The following is a 17,841-nucleotide window of genomic DNA, read 5'->3' on the forward strand; positions in this document are numbered from 1 at the left end:
GTCAGCGGCGCGGCGCGGTGCGCCTGAGGTCGACGGCCACCAGCACCGCCGAGGCACCGAGGGTCAGCCACGTCAGGGCGAGGGCGGTGACCTCGAAGCGGTACCCCAGCGCGGACCGGTAGGCCAGCGCGCAGGCGACCAGCGCCACGAGCGTCAGGGCGCCGCCTGCCAGCAGCGTCCACCCGGCGGCGCCTGCCACCCCTCGGCGCCTGCCGGCCAGCGCCGAGCCCAGCAGCACGAACGCCAGGCCCCACACGGCATACCCCACGTCCTCGAGGGCGATGAAGAGCCCGTGGGGGTTGTACTGCGACCACAGCACGAGGTCACCGCCCTCGCCGGCCAGCAGGGCCGGCTGCACCACCGCGAGCTGTATGCCGTAGTCCGCCACCAGCAGGGTCGTCGCCGCCGTGCCGAGCAGCACACCCGTGTGGCTGGCCATCGCCCGCCCGTCGGCGGCCAGGCCGTGGACCGTGACGGCCAGGGCGACCGCGGCGAGCAGGAGTACGAGCATGGCGTACATCCACCAGTAGTCGCGCGGCACGAACGACGCCGCGTCGGTCCACGGCCTCGTGAGGCAGCCGGTGCTGCAGTACGGGCCCGAGCGGGGTGGCGTCGTCACGGCGAGAGCGGCGGAGATGACCACGGCCACGACCACCGTGACCGCGGTTGCCACGCCGAAGCGCCGACCCCCCGGCGTCCTCCCCACGTCCGCCATGTCTCCACGCTCGGCGCGGCACGCGGCGGTGGGGAGTGCCAAAGGTCCTCGCCGCGTGGCCGCGACACATCAGAAGAAGTGCGACAGATCGGGAGAATCGGGAACATCTGGGACGGCCACGGACTTTGCCCTCACGACGACCTCGAACCCGACGAACAGGAGTGAAGACATGAAGCAGCGCATCATCGGTGACCTCAAGGTCGGCAGCATCGGCCTCGGCGGCATGCCGATGTCGATCGAGGGACGGCCCGACGAGGACCGCTCGGTGGCGACGATCCACGCCGCCCTGGACGCCGGTGTCACGCTCATCGACACCGCGGACGCCTACCACCAGCACGCCGACGAGGTCGGCCACAACGAGGAGCTCATCGCCAAGGCCCTGAGGTCGTGGGGCGGCGACACCTCCGGCGTCGTGGTCGCCACCAAGGGCGGCCACCTGCGCCCGGGCGACGGCTCGTGGACCCAGAACGGTGACCCGGCCTACCTCAAGCAGGCGGCCAGGGACTCCGCACGGCGGCTCGGGGTCGAGGCCATCGGCCTGTACCAGTACCACCGCCCCGACCCGAAGGTGCCGTACGCCGAGTCGGTCGGCGCACTGGTGGAGCTGCTGGAGGAGGGCGTCATCGTGCGCGCCGGCATCTCCAACGCCTCGGTGGCCCAGATCGACGAGGCCAACGAGGTCCTCGGCGGACGGCTGGTCTCGGTGCAGAACCAGTTCTCGCCGGCCTTCCTCTCCAGCCGCGAGGAGCTCGACCACTGCGCGGGGCTCGGCATCGCGTTCCTGCCGTGGAGCCCGCTCGGCGGCATCTCCAACGCGGCGGAGCTCGGGACCAAGCACGCGGAGTTCGCCGAGGTCGCGAAGCGCCACGGGGTCAGCCCGCAGCAGGTCACCCTGGCGTGGGAGCTCTCCCTCGCCGACGTGGTCATCCCGATCCCGGGTGCCTCACGGCCCACCTCCATCCAGGACTCGGCGCAGGCCGCCGAGCTCGAGCTCAGTGCCGAGGACCTCGAGAAGCTGAACGGCGCTACGCTCGCCCCGTGAACCGTGGCTTGGCCCTCGCGCTGGGCGTCGTGCTGCTGCTCGTCGGTGCCCTGTGGACCCTGCAGGGGCTGGGCTACGTCGGCGGCAGTCCCATGACCGGGGTGACGTTCTGGGCCGTGGTCGGCCCGCTGGTCGCCCTGCTGGGCCTCCTGCTGGCCGTCCTGGGCGGGCGCAAGCGCACCTGACGACGACGACCCCGGCCGCCGGAAGGCGGCCGGGGTCGGCGCGTTCTGCGGTCGGTGGGTCAGCCGGCGGGGCGCAGCAGGACCTTGGTCCAGCCGTCGTCGCGACGGTCGAAGTGCTGGTAGCCGGACACCGCCTCGGTGAGCGGCAGCTCGTGGGAGACGATGAACGACGGCGTCGCACGGCCCGCGATGATGAGGTCGCGCAGCTGCCGGTTGTAGCGCTTCACCGGCGCCTGCCCGGTGCCCATGCTCTGGCCCTTGGTGAAGAACTGGCCGTACTGCCAGCCGATCCTGCCCTCCTTGGCCCCCTCGTCCCTGGCGCCGGGGTCCTCGGGAACGTAGACGCCGACCACCCCGATGCCACCGGTGGTGCGCACGCTCCTGACCAGGTTGTCGAGCACCAGCTCGGGGTGCTCCTCGCCGCTGTGGTCGTGGGCCTGGTAGCCGACGGCCTCCACCCCTCGGTCGACGCCGATGCCATGCGTGGCGTCGAGGAGCTGCTCGGCCGGGTCGCCCCTGCTGAAGTCGACGGGCGTGGCTCCGATCGACTCCGCCAGCTTCAGGCGGTCGGGCTGCTGGTCGACCACGAACACCTCCGTCGCGCCGCGGATCATGGCGCTGTGCGCGGCCATCAGCCCGACCGGGCCGCCGCCGAACACCGCCACGCGGTCGCCGGGCTGGAAGCCGGAGAGCTCCACGCCGTGCCAGCCGGTGGGGAAGATGTCCGAGAGCATCGTGAAGTCGTTCTCGTACTCCTCGCCCTCCGGCAGCTCGAGGAGGTTGAAGTCTGCGAAGGGGACGCGGAGCAGCTCGGCCTGCCCACCGGCATACGGGCCCATGTTGGCGTAGCCGTAGGCGCCGCCGTCGACGCCCTCGGTGGGGTTGGTGCGCGTGCAGAACGAGGTCCAGCCGGTGGTGCAGTTGCGGCAGGAGCCGCAGGCGATGTTGAACGGCACGGAGACGCGGTCGCCGACCTTGACGCGGGTGACGCCGGGCCCGACCTCCTCGACGACGCCCATGTTCTCGTGGCCGAGGACCTTGCCCTCCTCGACGGAGGTGCGGCCCTCGTACATGTGCAGGTCCGAGCCGCAGATGTTGGTGGTGGTGATGCGCACGACCGCGTCGGTCGGCGCCTCGATGGTGGGTTCCGCCACGTCCTCGACGGAGACGGAGTGGGGTCCGCGGTAGACGACGGCCTTCATGAGGATCCTTTCGTTGGGTGCGGTCCTGCCATCCTCAGCCGACGCCGGGGCAGTCGCATCTCAGCCCGCCGCAGGCAGCACCCGCTGACGCAGAGGCGGTATGCCGCGTGGACGCGTTCATCCGTGGGGGATGGGGTGAGGACCCTGCAGGACCGTCACGATCGGGACCGTGGACAGCAACCACGCGCGTACGCGGCCGTCGCGCACGGCGACCGGCTGGCGCCTGCTGCGCGGCCGCCGGCTGAGCAGCTGGGGCGAGGTGTGGCGGCTCCTGGCGAGCCTGGTCCTGTCGTGGCTGCTGCTGTCGCTGACCATCTGGGTCATGCCGGGGGTCAGCGCGGCTGCCCGGCTCGACGTGCTCGTGGCGGCCGCCGTGCTCGGCGTGCTCACCGCCGTCCTGCGCCCGCTGGTGACCTCGCTCGCGCTGGTGGTCGGCTGGGTCGGCGTGCTCGTGGCCAGCGTCTTCGCGGAGGCGCTGCTCTTCTACGGCGCGCTCACCCTGGCGCCGGGCATCACCGTCGACGGCTTCTGGGACGCGTTCTGGGCGTCGTGGCTGTTCTCCCTGCTCGTCAACGTGGCCAACTGGCTGGTGTCGGCCGGTGACGACACCGCCTTCCTCAGCAACCTGCTCCGGCAGACACAGCACGTGCGCGCGGCCGCCACCCCGACGACGGTGCCGGGCGTGGTCTTCGTCCAGATCGACGGGCTGTCGGCACCGCTGCTGCAGTGGGCGCTGCGCAGCGGCGACCTGCCCACCCTGAGCCGGTGGGTGCGCTCGGGCACGCACACGCCCAGGACCTGGCACGTCCAGCTGCCGTCGACCACCCCGGCCAGCCAGGCCGGGCTCCTGCACGGCGCCAGCGGCGAGATCCCGGCCTTCCGCTGGTACGAGAAGGAGGCGGGGCGGCTGCTCGTGGCCAACCACCCCCGCGACGCGCAGGTCATCCAGGAGCGGCTGACGGACGGGCACGGCCTGCTCGCCGACGACGGGGCGAGCATCTCGAACATCTTCAGCGGCGACGCCTCGACGACCCTGCTGACGATGAGCGCGGTGAGCGACCGGGCCGTCCGGCACGGACCGTCGCGCGGGTACGCCACCTACTTCATCAACCCGTACGGGCTGTCGCGCTCTCTGGTGCTGTCCGTGGGCGAGATGGTCAAGGAGCGCCACCAGGGCCGGCGCCAGCGGCGTCGTTCGGTGGAGCCGCGCATCGACCGGCACGGGTCCTACGTGCTGCTGCGCGCCGTGACCAACGTGCTGCTCCGCGACGTCAATGCCGCCCTGATCGTCGAGCAGATGATGGCCGGGCGGTCGTCCATCTACTGCGACTTCACCGACTACGACGAGATCGCCCACCACGCCGGGCCGACCCGGCCCGAGTCGCTGGCCTCCCTGGCCGGGCTCGACCACCTGATCGGGGTGCTGGAGACGGCGGCCGAGCAGGCGCCCCGGCCGTACCAGTTCGTGGTGCTCTCCGACCACGGACAGAGCCAGGGGGCGACCTTCCGACAGCGGCACGGCCAGACCCTGGAGGAGCTGGTGCGCGACCTCCTGGCCGGGCGTGAGGGCACCGTCACCGCGGCCACCGGGGTGGGGGAGACGGCTGGTCCGGCCAACACCCTGCTGTCGTCGGTGGGGCAGGAGAAGGGGCTCACGGCCAAGGCGGTCCGACGGGCGACGCGTGAACGGTCGGTGGGCGACGAGGTGCACCTGGAGGACAGCTCCTCCTCGGTCGAGACGGCTGCCGGTGCCGGCCCCCAGGGGAAGGGCGACGTGGTGGTGATCGCGTCGGGAAACCTCGCCATGGTGTGGCTGACCCGCTTCCCCGGCCGCATGACCCTGGAGCAGCTCGACGCCGAACACCCGGGGCTGGTGGCGGCGCTCGTCTCCCACCCCGGCATCGGCTACGTCGTGGTGCGGTCCGAACGCCACGGAGACCTCGTGCTGGGGCGCGACGGCACGCGGTTCCTCGACGAGGACCGCGTCGAGGGGCGCGACCCGCTGGCGCCCTTCGGTGAAAAGGCCGTCCGGGAGGTGCGCCGCCACGCCCGGCTGGCCCACGTCGGCGACCTGGTCGTCAACAGCCCGCTCTACCCCGGCACCGACGAGGTTGCCGCCTACGAGGAGCTGGTCGGCAACCACGGCGGGCTGGGCGGCTGGCAGACCGAGGGCGTGCTGGTCCACCCGGCTGCGTGGCCCCTCGACCAGGACGTGCCGCTGGAGGGCGCCGACGCCGTGCACCACCAGCTGGTGCAGTGGCTGCGCGGGCTCGGCCACCGGGCGCGGCTGGAGGAGCCTGCCGCCGTCAGCCGCGGTGTCCCTCCCGGTCCCACGTCGACGCCGTGACCGCGCGGGTGCGCAGCTCCTGCTTGCGCACCTTCTGCGTGGGGGTCTTCGGCAGCGCGTCCACCACCTCGACGTAGCGGGGCCGGGCGAAGCGCGGCAGCACCCGGTCGGCATGGGCGGCGACGTCCGCCGGCTCGAGCCGGGCCCCGGGTGCCGGCACGACCGCCAGCATCACCTCGTCCTCGGTGCCCTCGGCACCGGCCGGCACGGCATACGCCGCCACCTCGGCGACGCCGTCGAGCCGGGCGATCGCGCTCTCCACCTCGAAGGAGGAGATGTTCTCGCCGCGCCGGCGGATGCAGTCCTTCGTGCGGTCGACGAAGGTGACCCAGCCGTCGTCGTCCATCACCCCGGAGTCGCCGGTGTGGAACCAGAAGTTCCGCCATGCGGCGACGGTCGCGTCCGGCAGCCCGGCGTACCCGGTCATGAAGCCGAAGGGCACCTTGGGTCGCACCATGATCTCGCCGACCTCGCCCGGGGGCAGCAGGTCGTCGGTCTCCGGGTCGCGGACCGTGACGTCGAACCACCGGTCGAGCACCAGGCCGGCGGTGCCCGGTCGCGACGCGCCGAGCCGGCCGTAGAGCGGGATGTTGACCTCCGTCATGCCGTAGGCCGAGACGACCTCGGTGATGCCGAACCGCTCGCGCCAGGCCCGTTCGTGCGAGGGCGGGTTCGGCACCGGGCAGATGACGCGCAGCGCGTGCTCCCGGTCGTCGGGGCGCGCCGGCTGGGCGACCACGAACTGCGACATCGCCCCCAGCAGGTTGGTGACCGTGCACCCGTGCTCGCGGATGTCCGACAGCCACGAGGAGGCGCTGAAGCGCGGGCGGAGCACCGCTGACGCACCGGCGATGAGGGTGGCGTAGAGCTGCATGAACAGGCCGTTGGCGTGGAACAGCGGCATCGACACGTAGTAGCGGTCGGCGTCGGTGACCCCGAGCCCCTCGATGCTGCCGAGCCCGAAGAGGTAGCAGTGGGCGTGGGGCATGAGGACGCCCTTGGACGGGCCGGTGGTGCCGGAGGTGTACATCAGGCACGCGGTGTCGGACGCGGCCGGCAGCGGTCCGTCGTAGCCGGGGGCCTGCTCCCACCCCGCGAGGTCGAGCACCTCCAGCGCGGGCAGCTCCGGCAGCACCTCTGCCACGGCATGGGTTGCCTCGCCCACGGTGACGACCACCCTGGCGCCGCAGTCGCGCAGCTGGTGGGCCAGGAAGTCGCCGCGCAGCCCGGTGTTGACCGGCACGATGACGGCCCCGATCCGGCCCAGCCCGAGCCAGAGCCGCACGAAGTCGAGCCCGTTCGGCAGGAGCACGGCGACGGCGTCGCCGGGTGCCACTCCCAGCCGGGCGCAGTGGGCGGCGACCTGGCGCGCCTGCCGCGCCGCCGCGGCATACGTCAGGCTGCCCTCCCCGATGACGGTGAGGAAGGTCTGGTCGCCACGCGCGTCGGCCTGCGCCTCGAGGACCTCGGGCAGCACCCAGCGCCGGTAGTCGTCCCTGTGCTCGTACACCGGGCCACCACACCAGAGCACGACCGGGTATGCCGTGTGTGCCGGCCCCACTCCTGGGCCGACCGTTCGTGCCCGCGCACCATGGCCTCGTCGTCATGGGTGGCTAGCGTGGGAGGCCTGTCCCGCCACGGCCGCCCGACGGCCCGGTGCCGTGCGGCACCTCCGTGCGGGACCTCCGTGCGGGACCAACACGACGAAGGAGTGACCATGGGAGTGCGTGAGGAGCTCGGCACCGACGTGCTGCTGACCGGCTGGGGGCACTCGCCGTTCGGGAAGCTGTCCGACGAGACGCTGGAGTCGCTCATCGTGGCGGTGGCGACGGAGGCCCTCGAGAACGCCGGAGTCGAGCCGGGCGACGTCGACGAGGTCTACCTCGGCCAGTTCAACGCCGGCATGGTGCCGCTCGCCTTCCCCTCGTCGCTGGTGCTGCAGGTCTCCGACGCGCTCGCGAACACCCCGGCCACCCGGGTCGAGAACGCCTGCGCCTCCGGTTCGGCTGCGTTCCAGCAGGGAGTCAAGGCGCTGCTGGCGGGCACGGCGCGCACTGTGCTCGTGGTGGGCGCCGAGAAGATGACCCATGCGTCGGCCGACGTGGTGGGCGCCGCGCTGCTGGGCGCCGACTACGAGCTGGCCGGCACACCGTCGAGCACCGGCTTCGCGGGCATCTTCGCCGAGGTCGCCCGCCACTACGAGAAGCGCTACGGGCCGGTGGGCGACACCCTCGGGCTCATCGCGGCCAAGAACCACCGCAACGGCGTCCGCAACCCCTACGCCCAGCTGCGCAAGGACCTGGGGGTGGAGTTCTGCCAGACGGTGTCGGACAAGAACCCCGTGGTCGCCGAGCCGCTGCGCCGCACCGACTGCTCGCCCGTGTCGGACGGCGCGGCGGCCGTGGTGCTCTCGACCCGACCCACGGCGGGTGCCGCGACGGACCCGGTGCGGCTGGCCGGCTTCGATCACGCCAACGACTTCCTGCCCGCGGCCAGGCGCGACCCGCTGGAGTTCGCCGGCAGCGTCGCCGCCTGGCAGCGGGCCATGACGATGGCCGGGGTCACCCTCGACGACCTCGACCTCGCCGAGGTGCACGACTGCTTCACGATCGCCGAGCTGGTGCTCTACGAGGTGATGGGGCTCGCGCCTCGTGGCGAGGGACGCCGCGCCATCGAGGAGGGCTGGGTCGAGCGCGACGGCCGCCTGCCGGTCAACCTCTCGGGTGGCCTGAAGGCCAAGGGCCACCCGGTGGGGGCCACCGGTGTCTCCCAGCACGTGCTGGCAGCCATGCAGCTCACCGGCACCGCGGGGGAGATGCAGCTTCCGGGGGCCCGACGGGCTGCGGTGCACAACATGGGCGGTCTTGCCGTGGCGAACTACGTGAGCGTGCTCGAGGCCGTCTGACGCCCCGGTCGGCGGTGGGACGGGCCTACCGGGAGGAGGACCTCATCCGCGCCGGGACGGTGGACCTGCCGTCGGCCGCTGCGACCATCGACCACATGGAAAAGTCTGACGGCTTGACCGAGGGCACCGTGACGGTGGCCGGGGCTCTGTGTACTACCGCCAGTTGGTGCGCGAGGCCGATGCGGTCCCCGGCGTGGACGCACCGGTCCCGATCGTGCACGTGCACGGGTTCGGCATCTCGGGCAGCTACCTCGTGCCCACGGCGCGGCTCCTCGCCACCCGCGCCGTCAACGTCGTACCGGACCTGCCGGGCTACGGGCGCAGCGAGCGGCGCGAGCACGTGCTGGGTATCCCTGCGCTGGCCGAGGCGCTGCTGGGCACCATCGACGCGTTGGGCCTCGAGAAGGTCGTGCTCGTCGGCAACTCGATGGGCTGTCCCATCAGCCTGGAGGTCGCCCACGCGGCGCCGGAGCGGGTGCACCGCCTCGTGCTGGTGTCGCCTGCTGGCGGCATCCAGAACCAGCCGCTGTCGAGGGCGCTCGTGCAGCTGGCCGTGGATGCCGTGCGTGAGAGTCCGCGCATGGCTCGGGTCGCGGTGCCCGACTACCTGCACTTCGGGCCGGTGAACGCCTTCCGGCTGTTCAGCGAGCTCACCCGGTTCCCCTCGCTCGAGCGGCTGTTGGCGACACCGGTGCCTGCACTGGCGGTGCTGGGCAGCCGGGACCCGCTGATGCCCCGACCCGCGCGGGTCCGCGAGGTGGGCCGCCAGGCGCCCCGGCACGTCAGCGTCGTGCTGGTCGAGGGCGCTGCCCACGCCATCAACTTCAGCCACCCCGGGGAGCTCGCGCACGTCATCGGCGCGTGGCTGGACGGCGAGGAGATCGTCGACGACCCGACTCAGCCCGGCCGTGCCCGGCTGCTGGAGATCCCGCGACCGGACTGAGCGGCGAAGCCTCACGGCGCAGTCAGCGCGCCACCTGGCACCCCTCGGGCCGGCCGCCGCAAAGTACCCCACCGAGGGAGCGGGTGACGGAAGTCCCTACAGCCTTGTGCCGACGCTTCCTACGGTGGAGGAGCGGACCTCCTCCGACGTCCGCGGGCACCGGGAAGGACGGTCGACGATGACCGCAGCGGACGGCACACGGCAGCAGCACCTGACGCTCGGGGTGATGGCGCGCTCACAGAAGGAGAACGAGCGGCGGCTGCCGATCCACCCGCACCACCTGCCACGGGTGGCGGCCGACCTGCGGGAGCGCATCGTCCTCGAGGAGGGCTACGGCGAGCGGTTCGGCGTCACGGACGACGCCCTGCGCGAGCTCGTGGGCGCGGTCCGCCCTCGCGCTGAGGTCATCGAGAGCTGTGACGTGGTCCTGCAGCCGAAGCCGGTGCTGAGCGACCTCGCCGAGATGCGCTTCGGGCAGATCTTCTGGGGCTGGCCGCACTGCGTCCAGGACGAGAAGCTCACCCAGCTCGCCATCGACAAGCACCTCACCCTCATCGCGTTCGAGGCGATGAACCACTGGAACCGCGACGGGTCGTTCAACCTGCACGTGTTCCACAAGAACAACGAGATGGCGGGCTACTGCTCGGTGCTGCACGCCCTCCAGCTCGCCGGGGTGACCGGTGACTTCGGCCGCAAGCTGCGCGCGGCGGTCATCGGGTTCGGCGCCACCGCGCGCGGAGCGGTGTCCGCGCTCAACGGGCTCGGGATCTTCGACGTCGACGTCCTGACCCACCGCGAGGTGGCCGCCGTCGCCGCACCGATCCACACCGCCCGCATCGTGCACTTCGACGACCGCACCGAGGAGCGGATGAGCCACGCGGTGACCGAACGCGGCCCGGTGCCGCTCGCCGGCTTCCTCGCCGAGCACGACGTCGTCGTGAACTGCGTGCTGCAGGACACCGATCGCCCGGCCGTGTTCATGAGCGAGGACGACCTGCCCGGCGTGCGGCGGGGCACGGTGGTGGTCGACGTCTCGTGCGACGAGGGGATGGGCTTCAGCTGGGCGCGCCCGACCAGCTTCGCCGACCCGGTGTTCGAGGTGGGCGACGGCGTCCTCTACTACGCCGTGGACCACAGCCCGTCGTACCTCTGGAGCTCGGCGACGTGGGAGATCAGCGAGGCGCTCCTGCCGTTCGTGCGCACGGTGCTCGACGGACCCGAGGCGTGGGAGGAGCACCCGACGGTGCGCCGGGCCATCGAGATCCGGGACGGCGTCATCCAGAACGCCGCGATCCTGTCGTTCCAGGGCCGTTCGCCGGTGCACCCGCACTACCCGCTGGCCACCTAGCGCCTGCCCGACCGCCGCCGAGCGAGCGCGCGCAGCACCAGCTTGCGCAGCTCGCTCGCCCACAGCACCGTGCTGGCGAGCCCGACGCAGAGGGCCCACTGTCGTAGCGACAGCGGCTCGGTGCCGAACGCCTCGTTCAGCACCGGCACGTGCACGACCGCCACCTGCAGCACGGTCGACACGGCCACGGCACCCCACAGCCACCGGTTGGACAGCAGCCGGTGGAACGCCGTCCCCGTCTCCGAGCGGGCGTTGAACGCGTTGAACAGCTGGGCCAGCACCAGCACCGTGAAGCCGGCAGTGCGGGCCGTGGCCAGCGACTGTGTCCCCTCGACGAGGCCCCCGGGCAGCAGGAGGTCGATGGCCGCGAGCGTGGCGGCCGCCATCACGAGCCCGACGAACAGCACGCCGACCCACATCCGGCGGTCGATGACCCGCTCGTCGACCGTCCGCGGGGGCCGGCTCATGACGTCCTCGGTCTCGGCGTCGAGGCCCATCGCGAGGGCGGGAGCGCTGTCGGTGAGCAGGTTGATCCAGAGGATCTGGGTGGCGAGGAGGGGCAGGACGAGGGCTCCATCGGCGTGGGCGAGGCCGATGACACCGGCCAGGACCACCCCGAGGAAGACGGTCAGGACCTCGCCGATGTTCGAGGAGAGCAGGTAGCGCAGGAACTTCTTGATGTTGAGGAAGATGTCGCGGCCTTCGCGCACGGCCCTCACGATGGTGGCGAAGTTGTCGTCGGCCAGCACCATCTTGGCGGCCTCCTTCGTCACCTCGGTGCCGCCCCGGCCCATGGCGACCCCGATGTCCGCGGACTTCAGGGCGGGGGCGTCGTTGACGCCGTCACCGGTCATCGCGACCACCTGGCCGTCGGCCTGAAGGGCGTCCACGATCCGCAGCTTGTGGTGCGGCGTCACCCGGGCGTACACGTTGCGACGGCGCACCACCTCGCGGAAGCCGTCGTCGTCGAGGGCGTCGAGCTCGGTGCCCGAGACCGCGGCGACCTCGCCGGGGGAGATGCCGAGGTCGCGGGCGATGCGGGCCGCGGTGCGGGGGTGGTCGCCGGTGATCATGACGACCCGCACCCCGGCCCGGTGGGCCTCGGCCACCGCTGCCGCCGCCTCCGGCCGGGGCGGGTCGATGATGCCCACCATCCCCGCGTAGACCAGCCCTTGCTCCAGCGACTCGTCGACGGGCGGCGGCTCGGTCACCTCGAGGGGGAGGTAGGCCACGGCGAGGGTGCGGAACGCCTCACCCGACAGCCGCTCGACATCGGCGAGCACCGCTGCCCGCCACCGGTCGTCGAGCCGCTCGACGGTGTCCCCGACCCGGATCCGCGTGCACTGCCCGAGCAGCACGTCGGGAGCTCCCTTGGTCACCACCGCGATCATCCCCGCCCGCGAGGCGTCGGTGTGCAGGCTCGACATCAGCTTGCGCTCGGAGGTGAAGGGGATCTCGGCCACCCGGGTGAAGCGGCGGGTGCGCCGGTCCTGGGTGCCCAGCTTCGCCTCCGCCACCAGGAAGGACGCCTCGGTGGGGTCGCCCTGGACGACCCACTCGCCGTCCTGCTCCTGCAGCGTCGCGTTGTTCGCCAGGCAGCCGCCGGTGAGGACCTCTGCTGTGGCGCGCCACAGGGGGTCGTCCGCCTGCAGCGTGGTGCCGCGGCGCAGCAGCTCGCCGACCGGCCGGTACCCGGCGCCGGTCACCTCGACCTCCCCGAGCGGGGTGACCACGCGGCCGATCGTCATCTCGCCCTTGGTCAGCGTGCCGGTCTTGTCGGAGCAGACGACCGAGGCGGAGCCCAGCGTCTCCACCGACGAGAGTTGCTTGACGATGGCGTTGTGGGCGGCCATGCGCTGCACCCCCAGGGCCAGCACCACCGACAGCACTGCCGGCAGGCCTTCGGGCACCGCGGCGACGGCCAGGGAGACGCCCAGCAGGAGGGTGGTGACGACGTCGTCGACGCTGTGGACCCCGAAGAACAGGAGCACGGTCACCATCACGACGACGGCGATGGTCACCACGGCGACCCCGAGCATCCTGCCCACCCGCGCGATCTCGCGCTGGAGCGGGGTGGGCTGCTCGCGCGTCGCGTGGAGCAGGTCGGCGATCCGGCCCATCTCGGTGGCCATGCCGGTGGCGGTGACCACCGCCCGGCCCACGCCCTGGGCGACCGCCGTGCCGCTCCAGACCATGTTGGTCCGGTCGCCGAGGCCGGTGGCGCCGCTCAGGGTCGTGGCGTCCTTGAGCACGGCCTCGCTCTCACCGGTCAGCGAGGCCTCGATGACCTTGAGGGCTGCGGCGCTGACGAGCCGGGCGTCGGCGGGCACCGTGTCGCCCTCGGCGAGCAGCAGGACGTCACCGGCGACGATGTCGCGGGTGGGCACCACCACCTGTTCGCCGTCGCGCACCACCGTGGCGACGGTGGCGGACAGGCGCTTCAGGGCCTCGACGGCACGCTCGGCCCGGGCCTGCTGGGCGAAGCCGAGCACGGCGTTGAGCACCACCACGACCGCGATGACGATGGCGTCGAAGGGCCATCCCTCCGCCCCCTCGAAGACCCACGCGGCGAAGGACACCATGATGGCGGCGAGCAGCAGGTAGATGAGCGGGTCTCGGAAGTGCCGCAGGAAGCGCCGCCAGGCCGGCACGGGGGCAACGGCGAGCAGCTCGTTGGGCCCGACCGCCGCCAGCCGGCTCGACGCCTCGTCGACGGCCAGCCCCGACGACGGGTCGGTGCCCAGTGCCGCCGCCACGGCCCCGGCGTCGCGGAGCCAGGGGGCGGACTCGGCGGTGGAGGTCTCCATGCCCCACCTCCTGCTGCGGCCCCGGGCGTCGCCGTGGGCGCCCTCCGACGCCTCCCACTGTGCCACCCGGCCCGGTCGAGGGGGCCCGGTATGCCGCCCCACGGCTGCCGTTGCCGCGCGGGGCCCGCGTGGGCCCGGTAGCGTGCTCATCAGCAGGGGCTGCTGCGAGACCAACAACAGGACGTCGATGACGGGTAGAGGTGAGCACCACGGTGAGCGACGGTCATGGGCCGGCGCCAACTGGGCCGCTCCCGTCACCGTCGGCCGGGACGGCGGGCTGAGGGTGTACCCCTACGGCGACGTCTGGATCATCGAGGCCGACACGCCCCTGCCGCGGCTCGGGGCGGACGTCGACCACGCCGTGCAGACGGCCCTGGCGGAGTGCCCACGAGGCGTCGTGCTCGTGTTGCCCGAGGGGATGAGCGACCTCGACGATGACTCGCTGGCGGTGTTGCGGCCCCTCGTCGAGCACGCCGAGGCGTGGCCCGAGACGCCGCTCGTGGTGGCCTGCCACGACCCGGGCGTGCTGGAGCAGCTGCGGGAGCGGCTGGGTGGCACCTTCCTGCGGTTCGTCTCCTCGATGCTGGCCGGCACCGCACAGGTCGCCGACGGGCCCGAGCCACTGCAGGCGGAGCTGGTCCTGCCGCGGCACCCCGCCTCCGTCGGGGCCGCACGGCGCTTCCTCGGTCGCACCTGTGAGGAGTGGCACCTCGAGGGCTGTGTCGACGCCGGCTCCCTGGTGGTCAGCGAGCTGGCGGCCAACGCGGTCCAGCACACGGTCGACCAGATCCGGGTGACGCTCGTGAGCGACGGCAGCACCTTGCGCATCGGTGTGCGCGACCAGACGCGAGACGCGCCGGCCACCGTCGCGGCCGACATCGAGTCGCTCAACGGCCGCGGGCTCGTGGTCGTCGAGGCGCTCTCGGCGTCGTGCGGAGCCCTGCCGACGGGCGACGGCGGCAAGCTCGTCTGGGCGCGCATCACCGCCTCCTGACTGTCCGCCTCCTGACCGTGGCCACGGTCAGCGGCCTCAGGCGGCGACCACCTGACGGCGACCGGCGCCGGACGTCTCCGATTGCCGGACCCCCGGGCCGGGTATACGGTCCCCGACGGGTGGGCAAGCACTCTTACGGAGGGCGCCATGAACCGCACATTTCTCACGGCCGTGACCACACTGGGCCTGGCGGCCTCGGTGCTGGCCCAGGCACCCGCGCGAGCGGGGGAGTCGGCGCCGCCGGGCAACGGAGGGCCCGAGCTGTCGACCACGAGCCGGTTGAAGGACCGCCGAGAGGTCGACGCCGGCACGCGGGCGTACTCCATCGGGTTCCAGGACGGCCGCTTCTACGCCAACGGCTGGCACATCACCGGTGAGATGGGCGGGGTCTGGACCCCGCCGCTGAAGCTGGTCGACGGGGTCTGGTTCGGCCTCGACGGCCAGTGGGTGCCCCAGGCGAACCGCTTCTCGAGCGGCTGGGGCTACACCCGCTACGACTTCCCGGACACCGCCGGGCTCAAGGTGCAGCGCACCGACTTCGTGCCGGACGGCAGGCGCGCCGCGGTCTACGGGCTGACCGTCACCAACCCCGGCGCCGCCCGCACGGTGACCCTCCAGGTGAACGCCCACTCCGAGCTCATGGGCCAGTACCCGTGGGGCTTCTCGGGCGTCACCCCCAACGCCAGCGACAACCTGCCCGACCACGGCGACTACGACGGTCGGCGCCTCGTCTTCACCGACGACGGCGCCCTGCCCGGCGCGCCCGTCCACCACTACGCCGCCGTCGTCGGGACGGCGCAGACGCCCACCTCCGGCGCCGTCGGCAGCCAGTACTGGGGGCCGCAGCCCGGCCACCGGTGCACCGGCACCGAGCCCGGGGCGCCGGCCGACCCCAAGCCGTCGCAGTGCGACGACGGCCCGTTCGGCCGGGGCACCGGCGGTGCCCTGAACTACACCCTCTCGCTCCCCGCCGGCGGCTCCACGACGGTGTGGCTCGGCGTCGCGGGCTCGGACCAGGGCGCCACGGAGGCGCGCAAGGAGCTGGCCGGCGCGCTGCAGGACCCCGCCGCCCAGCTCGCGGAGAAGGTGGCATCCCGGCAGAAGCTGGCCCAGATGACGAGGCTGTCGCTCCCGGGTGACGCGCTGGTGCAGCAGGCCGTCGAGTGGGGCAAGCAGAACCTCGCGGACCTGACCCAGACGGCGACCGACCTGCAGATCCGGTGGACGAACCAGGGCAAGCAGTTCCCGGCTCCGCTCGGCACGGTGGACAAGGCGACCTGGATCGGCGCCGGCTACCCCGACTACCCGTGGATCTTCGGTACCGACGCCGAGTACACCGCCTTCGCGGCCGTCTCCGTGGGGCAGTTCGAGGCGGTCAAGGACCACTTGCGCGTGCTGCGTGACGTCTCCGACATCCTCAACGACCGCTCGGGGGTGGTCACGCACGAGGTGGTCTCCGACGGCTCGGTGTGGTTCGGCCACGACTCGCGCACCACCAACGCCGACGGCACCACGGCATACGACTTCAACACCGACGAGACGGTGAAGTTCCCCAGCACCGTCGCGCTGCTGTGGCGGTGGACCGGCGACGACCGGTTCCGCGACGAGATGTACGACTTCACGCGCCGCAACCTGCGCTACGTCGTCCGCAACCTCGACGCCGACCACGACGGCTGGCCCGAGGGCCTCGGCAACGTCGAGCGCAGCGGCATGGGCCAGGAGAAGCTCGACAACACGGTCTACTTCCTGCGCGGCCTCTACGACCTCGCCGACATGGCGAAGTCGAAGCACGACGGCGCGACCTACGCCTGGGCCAGCAACCTGGCCCGCAAGCTGCAGCAGCGGTTCGACGGCACCTGGTGGTACGACCAGGCCCAGCAGTACGCCGACTCGCTGGTCGACCCGGGCAACCAGCAGTCGTTCCAGAAGCACTGGATCGGCCAGACGCCGATGGAGGCCGAGCTGCGGGTCAAGGGTGCGACGGTGCCGGGGATCGCTCCCTACGCCCACGGCAACGCCGCCCTGGCCGGCCGCGAGGACCCCTGCTACAGCGGCGAGCACCCGCTGAACCCGGGGCTGTTCCACACCGGCTGTGGCGGCGGGGCCAACGGCCAGGGCGAGCGGGTCGTCTTCGGCCTCACCACCTCGATCCAGTCGATCGGCGAGGGCAACTACGGGCGCCTCGGCCCCGACCAGCAGGGGCGCTACACGCACGCGCTGGCCGAGCCGATGTTCTCCGAGCCCGCGACGGGCGGCACCCCGGACGAGCAGCCCGGCGCGATGCCCGAGATCTTCCCGTCGCCGGACCAGGGCGCGAACATCGACCGCTGCTGGACCTGCCGCTCGATGTTCATGCAGGCGTGGGGCAACTACGGCACCGCGTGGGCCGTGGTGCACCAGTGGCTGGGCGTGCGGCCCGACCTCGGGCACCACGCCGTGGAGGTCGTGCCGCAGGTGCCGCAGGGCCAGACCTCGGTCGAGGGCAAGGACATCCGGCTCGGCGGTGGAGCAGCGGACGTCCGTGCGACGCACAGCGGCTCCAGCTACGTGACGACCGTGGACGTCGACCGGTCCACCGGCGCCCGCACGGTGCTGGTCGGCCACACGCTGCCGCGGGGCTCCGCGCCGGCGGTGGTGGTGCTCGACGGTCGCGTGGTGCACGACTACACCGTGCGCCACACCAACCGGGGCACCGAGGTGACCGTCGCGACGGGCCCGGGCGCGCACACCCTCCGGGTCACCGCCCGCTGAGGTGTGGCGCAGGGGCGCCGCAGGGTCAGGGTCGTTCGGCCCTGACCCTGCCGCGCCGGCTGCCGCGTGATGGAGTCATGAGGATCGAGTACGTGCACGCGTCCAAGTACGGCAACGGCGCCATGGTGGCCGAGGAGTTCAAGCACCAGATGGAGGCCAGGGGCGTGGCGGTGAGCGTTCACCAGGTCCGTGACATCCGCCCGAAGGAGCTGCCTGCGGCGGACCTCTACCTGTTCAGCTCGCCCGGGCGGATGGGGCGTCCCATCGGCGGGATGCGCCGGTTCCTGCGGAAGGTCGACCTCGCCCCCGGCACGAGGTACGCCCTGCTGACGACGGAGGGCGCACCGCAGCCGGACAAGGACACCGGCAAGCTGCCCACGGAGGAGGAGCGGGCCCGTCACGAGCGGGTGCGCCCGCTGATGAACGAGACCCTCCAGGCCAAGGGGCTGTCCGAGGTCGCCGAGGACGCCGTCTTCGTGACCGGGACGAAGGGCCCCCTGGAGGAGGGCTGGCAGCACAAGGTGGAGGACTTCGCCTCCCGCATCCCGGTGGAGCCCTAGCGGTGCCATGACCGGTATGCCGCTCCCGCGGCATACCTGCCT

The 17,841-nt window shown here is 72.5% G+C and carries 13 protein-coding genes; 9 read left to right on the forward strand and 4 right to left on the reverse strand.

The window, feature by feature from the left end:
• Position 1 precedes the first annotated feature (1 nt).
• Positions 2–715 carry a hypothetical protein gene (locus BMW78_RS05050; RefSeq protein ID WP_143056150.1) on the reverse strand — a complete coding sequence of 238 codons (714 nt, stop codon included), beginning with the start codon at positions 713–715 and terminating at the stop codon, positions 2–4.
• Positions 716–884: 169 nt separating this feature from the next.
• Here BMW78_RS05050 and BMW78_RS05055 point away from each other — a divergent pair, with 169 nt between their 5' ends.
• Both BMW78_RS05055 and BMW78_RS05060 read left to right on the forward strand, forming a co-directional pair.
• Entirely contained in the window at positions 885–1,757 is an 873-nt protein-coding gene (locus BMW78_RS05055) for an aldo/keto reductase (RefSeq protein WP_091757044.1), read from the forward strand.
• Positions 1,754–1,942, forward strand: coding sequence for a hypothetical protein (locus tag BMW78_RS05060; protein WP_091757047.1), 189 nt, complete (start codon positions 1,754–1,756; stop codon positions 1,940–1,942). The genes BMW78_RS05055 and BMW78_RS05060 overlap by 4 nt, the downstream gene beginning before the upstream one ends.
• 59 nt (positions 1,943–2,001) lie before the next feature.
• Here the strand turns inward: BMW78_RS05060 and BMW78_RS05065 are convergent, their stop codons facing one another.
• Positions 2,002–3,144, reverse strand: a complete 1,143-nt coding sequence (locus BMW78_RS05065; protein ID WP_091757049.1) for a glutathione-independent formaldehyde dehydrogenase — start codon at positions 3,142–3,144, stop codon at positions 2,002–2,004.
• Between the two features lie 169 nt (positions 3,145–3,313).
• On the opposite strand from BMW78_RS05065, the gene BMW78_RS05070 reads away from it, so the two are divergent.
• A complete protein-coding gene (locus tag BMW78_RS05070) occupies positions 3,314–5,491 on the forward strand; it encodes a phage holin family protein (protein WP_218144233.1) in 2,178 nt (725 codons plus the stop codon).
• Here the strand turns inward: BMW78_RS05070 and BMW78_RS05075 are convergent.
• On the reverse strand, positions 5,451–7,001 hold the full coding sequence (locus BMW78_RS05075; protein WP_177180275.1) for an AMP-binding protein: 1,551 nt from the start codon (positions 6,999–7,001) through the stop codon (positions 5,451–5,453). The genes BMW78_RS05070 and BMW78_RS05075 overlap by 41 nt on opposite strands.
• Before the next feature lie 207 nt (positions 7,002–7,208).
• On the opposite strand from BMW78_RS05075, the gene BMW78_RS05080 reads away from it, so the two are divergent.
• The 3 genes from BMW78_RS05080 to BMW78_RS05090 all read left to right on the forward strand — a co-directional run bounded on the left by BMW78_RS05080 (position 7,209) and on the right by BMW78_RS05090 (position 10,687).
• A complete protein-coding gene (locus BMW78_RS05080; protein WP_091757053.1) occupies positions 7,209–8,396 on the forward strand; it encodes an acetyl-CoA acetyltransferase in 1,188 nt (395 codons plus the stop codon).
• Positions 8,397–8,589: 193 nt separating this feature from the next.
• On the forward strand, positions 8,590–9,339 hold the full coding sequence (locus BMW78_RS05085) for an alpha/beta fold hydrolase (RefSeq protein ID WP_245735668.1): 750 nt from the start codon (positions 8,590–8,592) through the stop codon (positions 9,337–9,339).
• Between the two features lie 178 nt (positions 9,340–9,517).
• Positions 9,518–10,687 (forward strand): N(5)-(carboxyethyl)ornithine synthase, encoded by a 1,170-nt coding sequence (locus BMW78_RS05090; RefSeq protein WP_091757056.1) that lies wholly within the window; start codon positions 9,518–9,520, stop codon positions 10,685–10,687.
• Here the strand turns inward: BMW78_RS05090 and BMW78_RS05095 are convergent.
• A complete protein-coding gene (locus BMW78_RS05095) occupies positions 10,684–13,494 on the reverse strand; it encodes a cation-translocating P-type ATPase (RefSeq protein ID WP_091757058.1) in 2,811 nt (936 codons plus the stop codon). The genes BMW78_RS05090 and BMW78_RS05095 overlap by 4 nt on opposite strands.
• Positions 13,495–13,681: 187 nt before the next feature.
• On the opposite strand from BMW78_RS05095, the gene BMW78_RS05100 reads away from it, so the two are divergent.
• From BMW78_RS05100 to BMW78_RS05110, 3 genes are all read left to right on the forward strand, one after another.
• Positions 13,682–14,488 carry an ATP-binding protein gene (locus BMW78_RS05100; protein WP_091757060.1) on the forward strand — a complete coding sequence of 269 codons (807 nt, stop codon included), beginning with the start codon at positions 13,682–13,684 and terminating at the stop codon, positions 14,486–14,488.
• A 147-nt stretch (positions 14,489–14,635) separates the two neighbouring features.
• Positions 14,636–17,239 (forward strand): glucosidase family protein, encoded by a 2,604-nt coding sequence (locus BMW78_RS05105; protein ID WP_218144234.1) that lies wholly within the window; start codon positions 14,636–14,638, stop codon positions 17,237–17,239.
• A gap of 77 nt (positions 17,240–17,316) precedes the next feature.
• On the forward strand, positions 17,317–17,799 hold the full coding sequence (locus BMW78_RS05110) for an NADPH-dependent FMN reductase family protein (protein ID WP_091757062.1): 483 nt from the start codon (positions 17,317–17,319) through the stop codon (positions 17,797–17,799).
• Positions 17,800–17,841: the final 42 nt, after the last annotated feature.

Origin of the sequence: Pedococcus cremeus, from assembly GCF_900111375.1 — a bacterium.
Classification (GTDB): domain Bacteria; phylum Actinomycetota; class Actinomycetes; order Actinomycetales; family Dermatophilaceae; genus Pedococcus_A; species Pedococcus_A cremeus.

Coding starts and splice junctions, on each gene's coding strand:
- BMW78_RS05050 (WP_143056150.1), bottom strand. CDS start 715: ATGGCGGACGTGGGGAGGACGCCGGGGGGTCGGCGCTTCGGCGTGGCA.
- BMW78_RS05055 (WP_091757044.1), top strand. CDS start 885: ATGAAGCAGCGCATCATCGGTGACCTCAAGGTCGGCAGCATCGGCCTC.
- BMW78_RS05065 (WP_091757049.1), bottom strand. CDS start 3,144: ATGAAGGCCGTCGTCTACCGCGGACCCCACTCCGTCTCCGTCGAGGAC.
- BMW78_RS05080 (WP_091757053.1), top strand. CDS start 7,209: ATGGGAGTGCGTGAGGAGCTCGGCACCGACGTGCTGCTGACCGGCTGG.
- BMW78_RS05090 (WP_091757056.1), top strand. CDS start 9,518: ATGACCGCAGCGGACGGCACACGGCAGCAGCACCTGACGCTCGGGGTG.
- BMW78_RS05095 (WP_091757058.1), bottom strand. CDS start 13,494: ATGGAGACCTCCACCGCCGAGTCCGCCCCCTGGCTCCGCGACGCCGGG.
- BMW78_RS05100 (WP_091757060.1), top strand. CDS start 13,682: ATGACGGGTAGAGGTGAGCACCACGGTGAGCGACGGTCATGGGCCGGC.
- BMW78_RS05105 (WP_218144234.1), top strand. CDS start 14,636: ATGAACCGCACATTTCTCACGGCCGTGACCACACTGGGCCTGGCGGCC.
- BMW78_RS05110 (WP_091757062.1), top strand. CDS start 17,317: ATGAGGATCGAGTACGTGCACGCGTCCAAGTACGGCAACGGCGCCATG.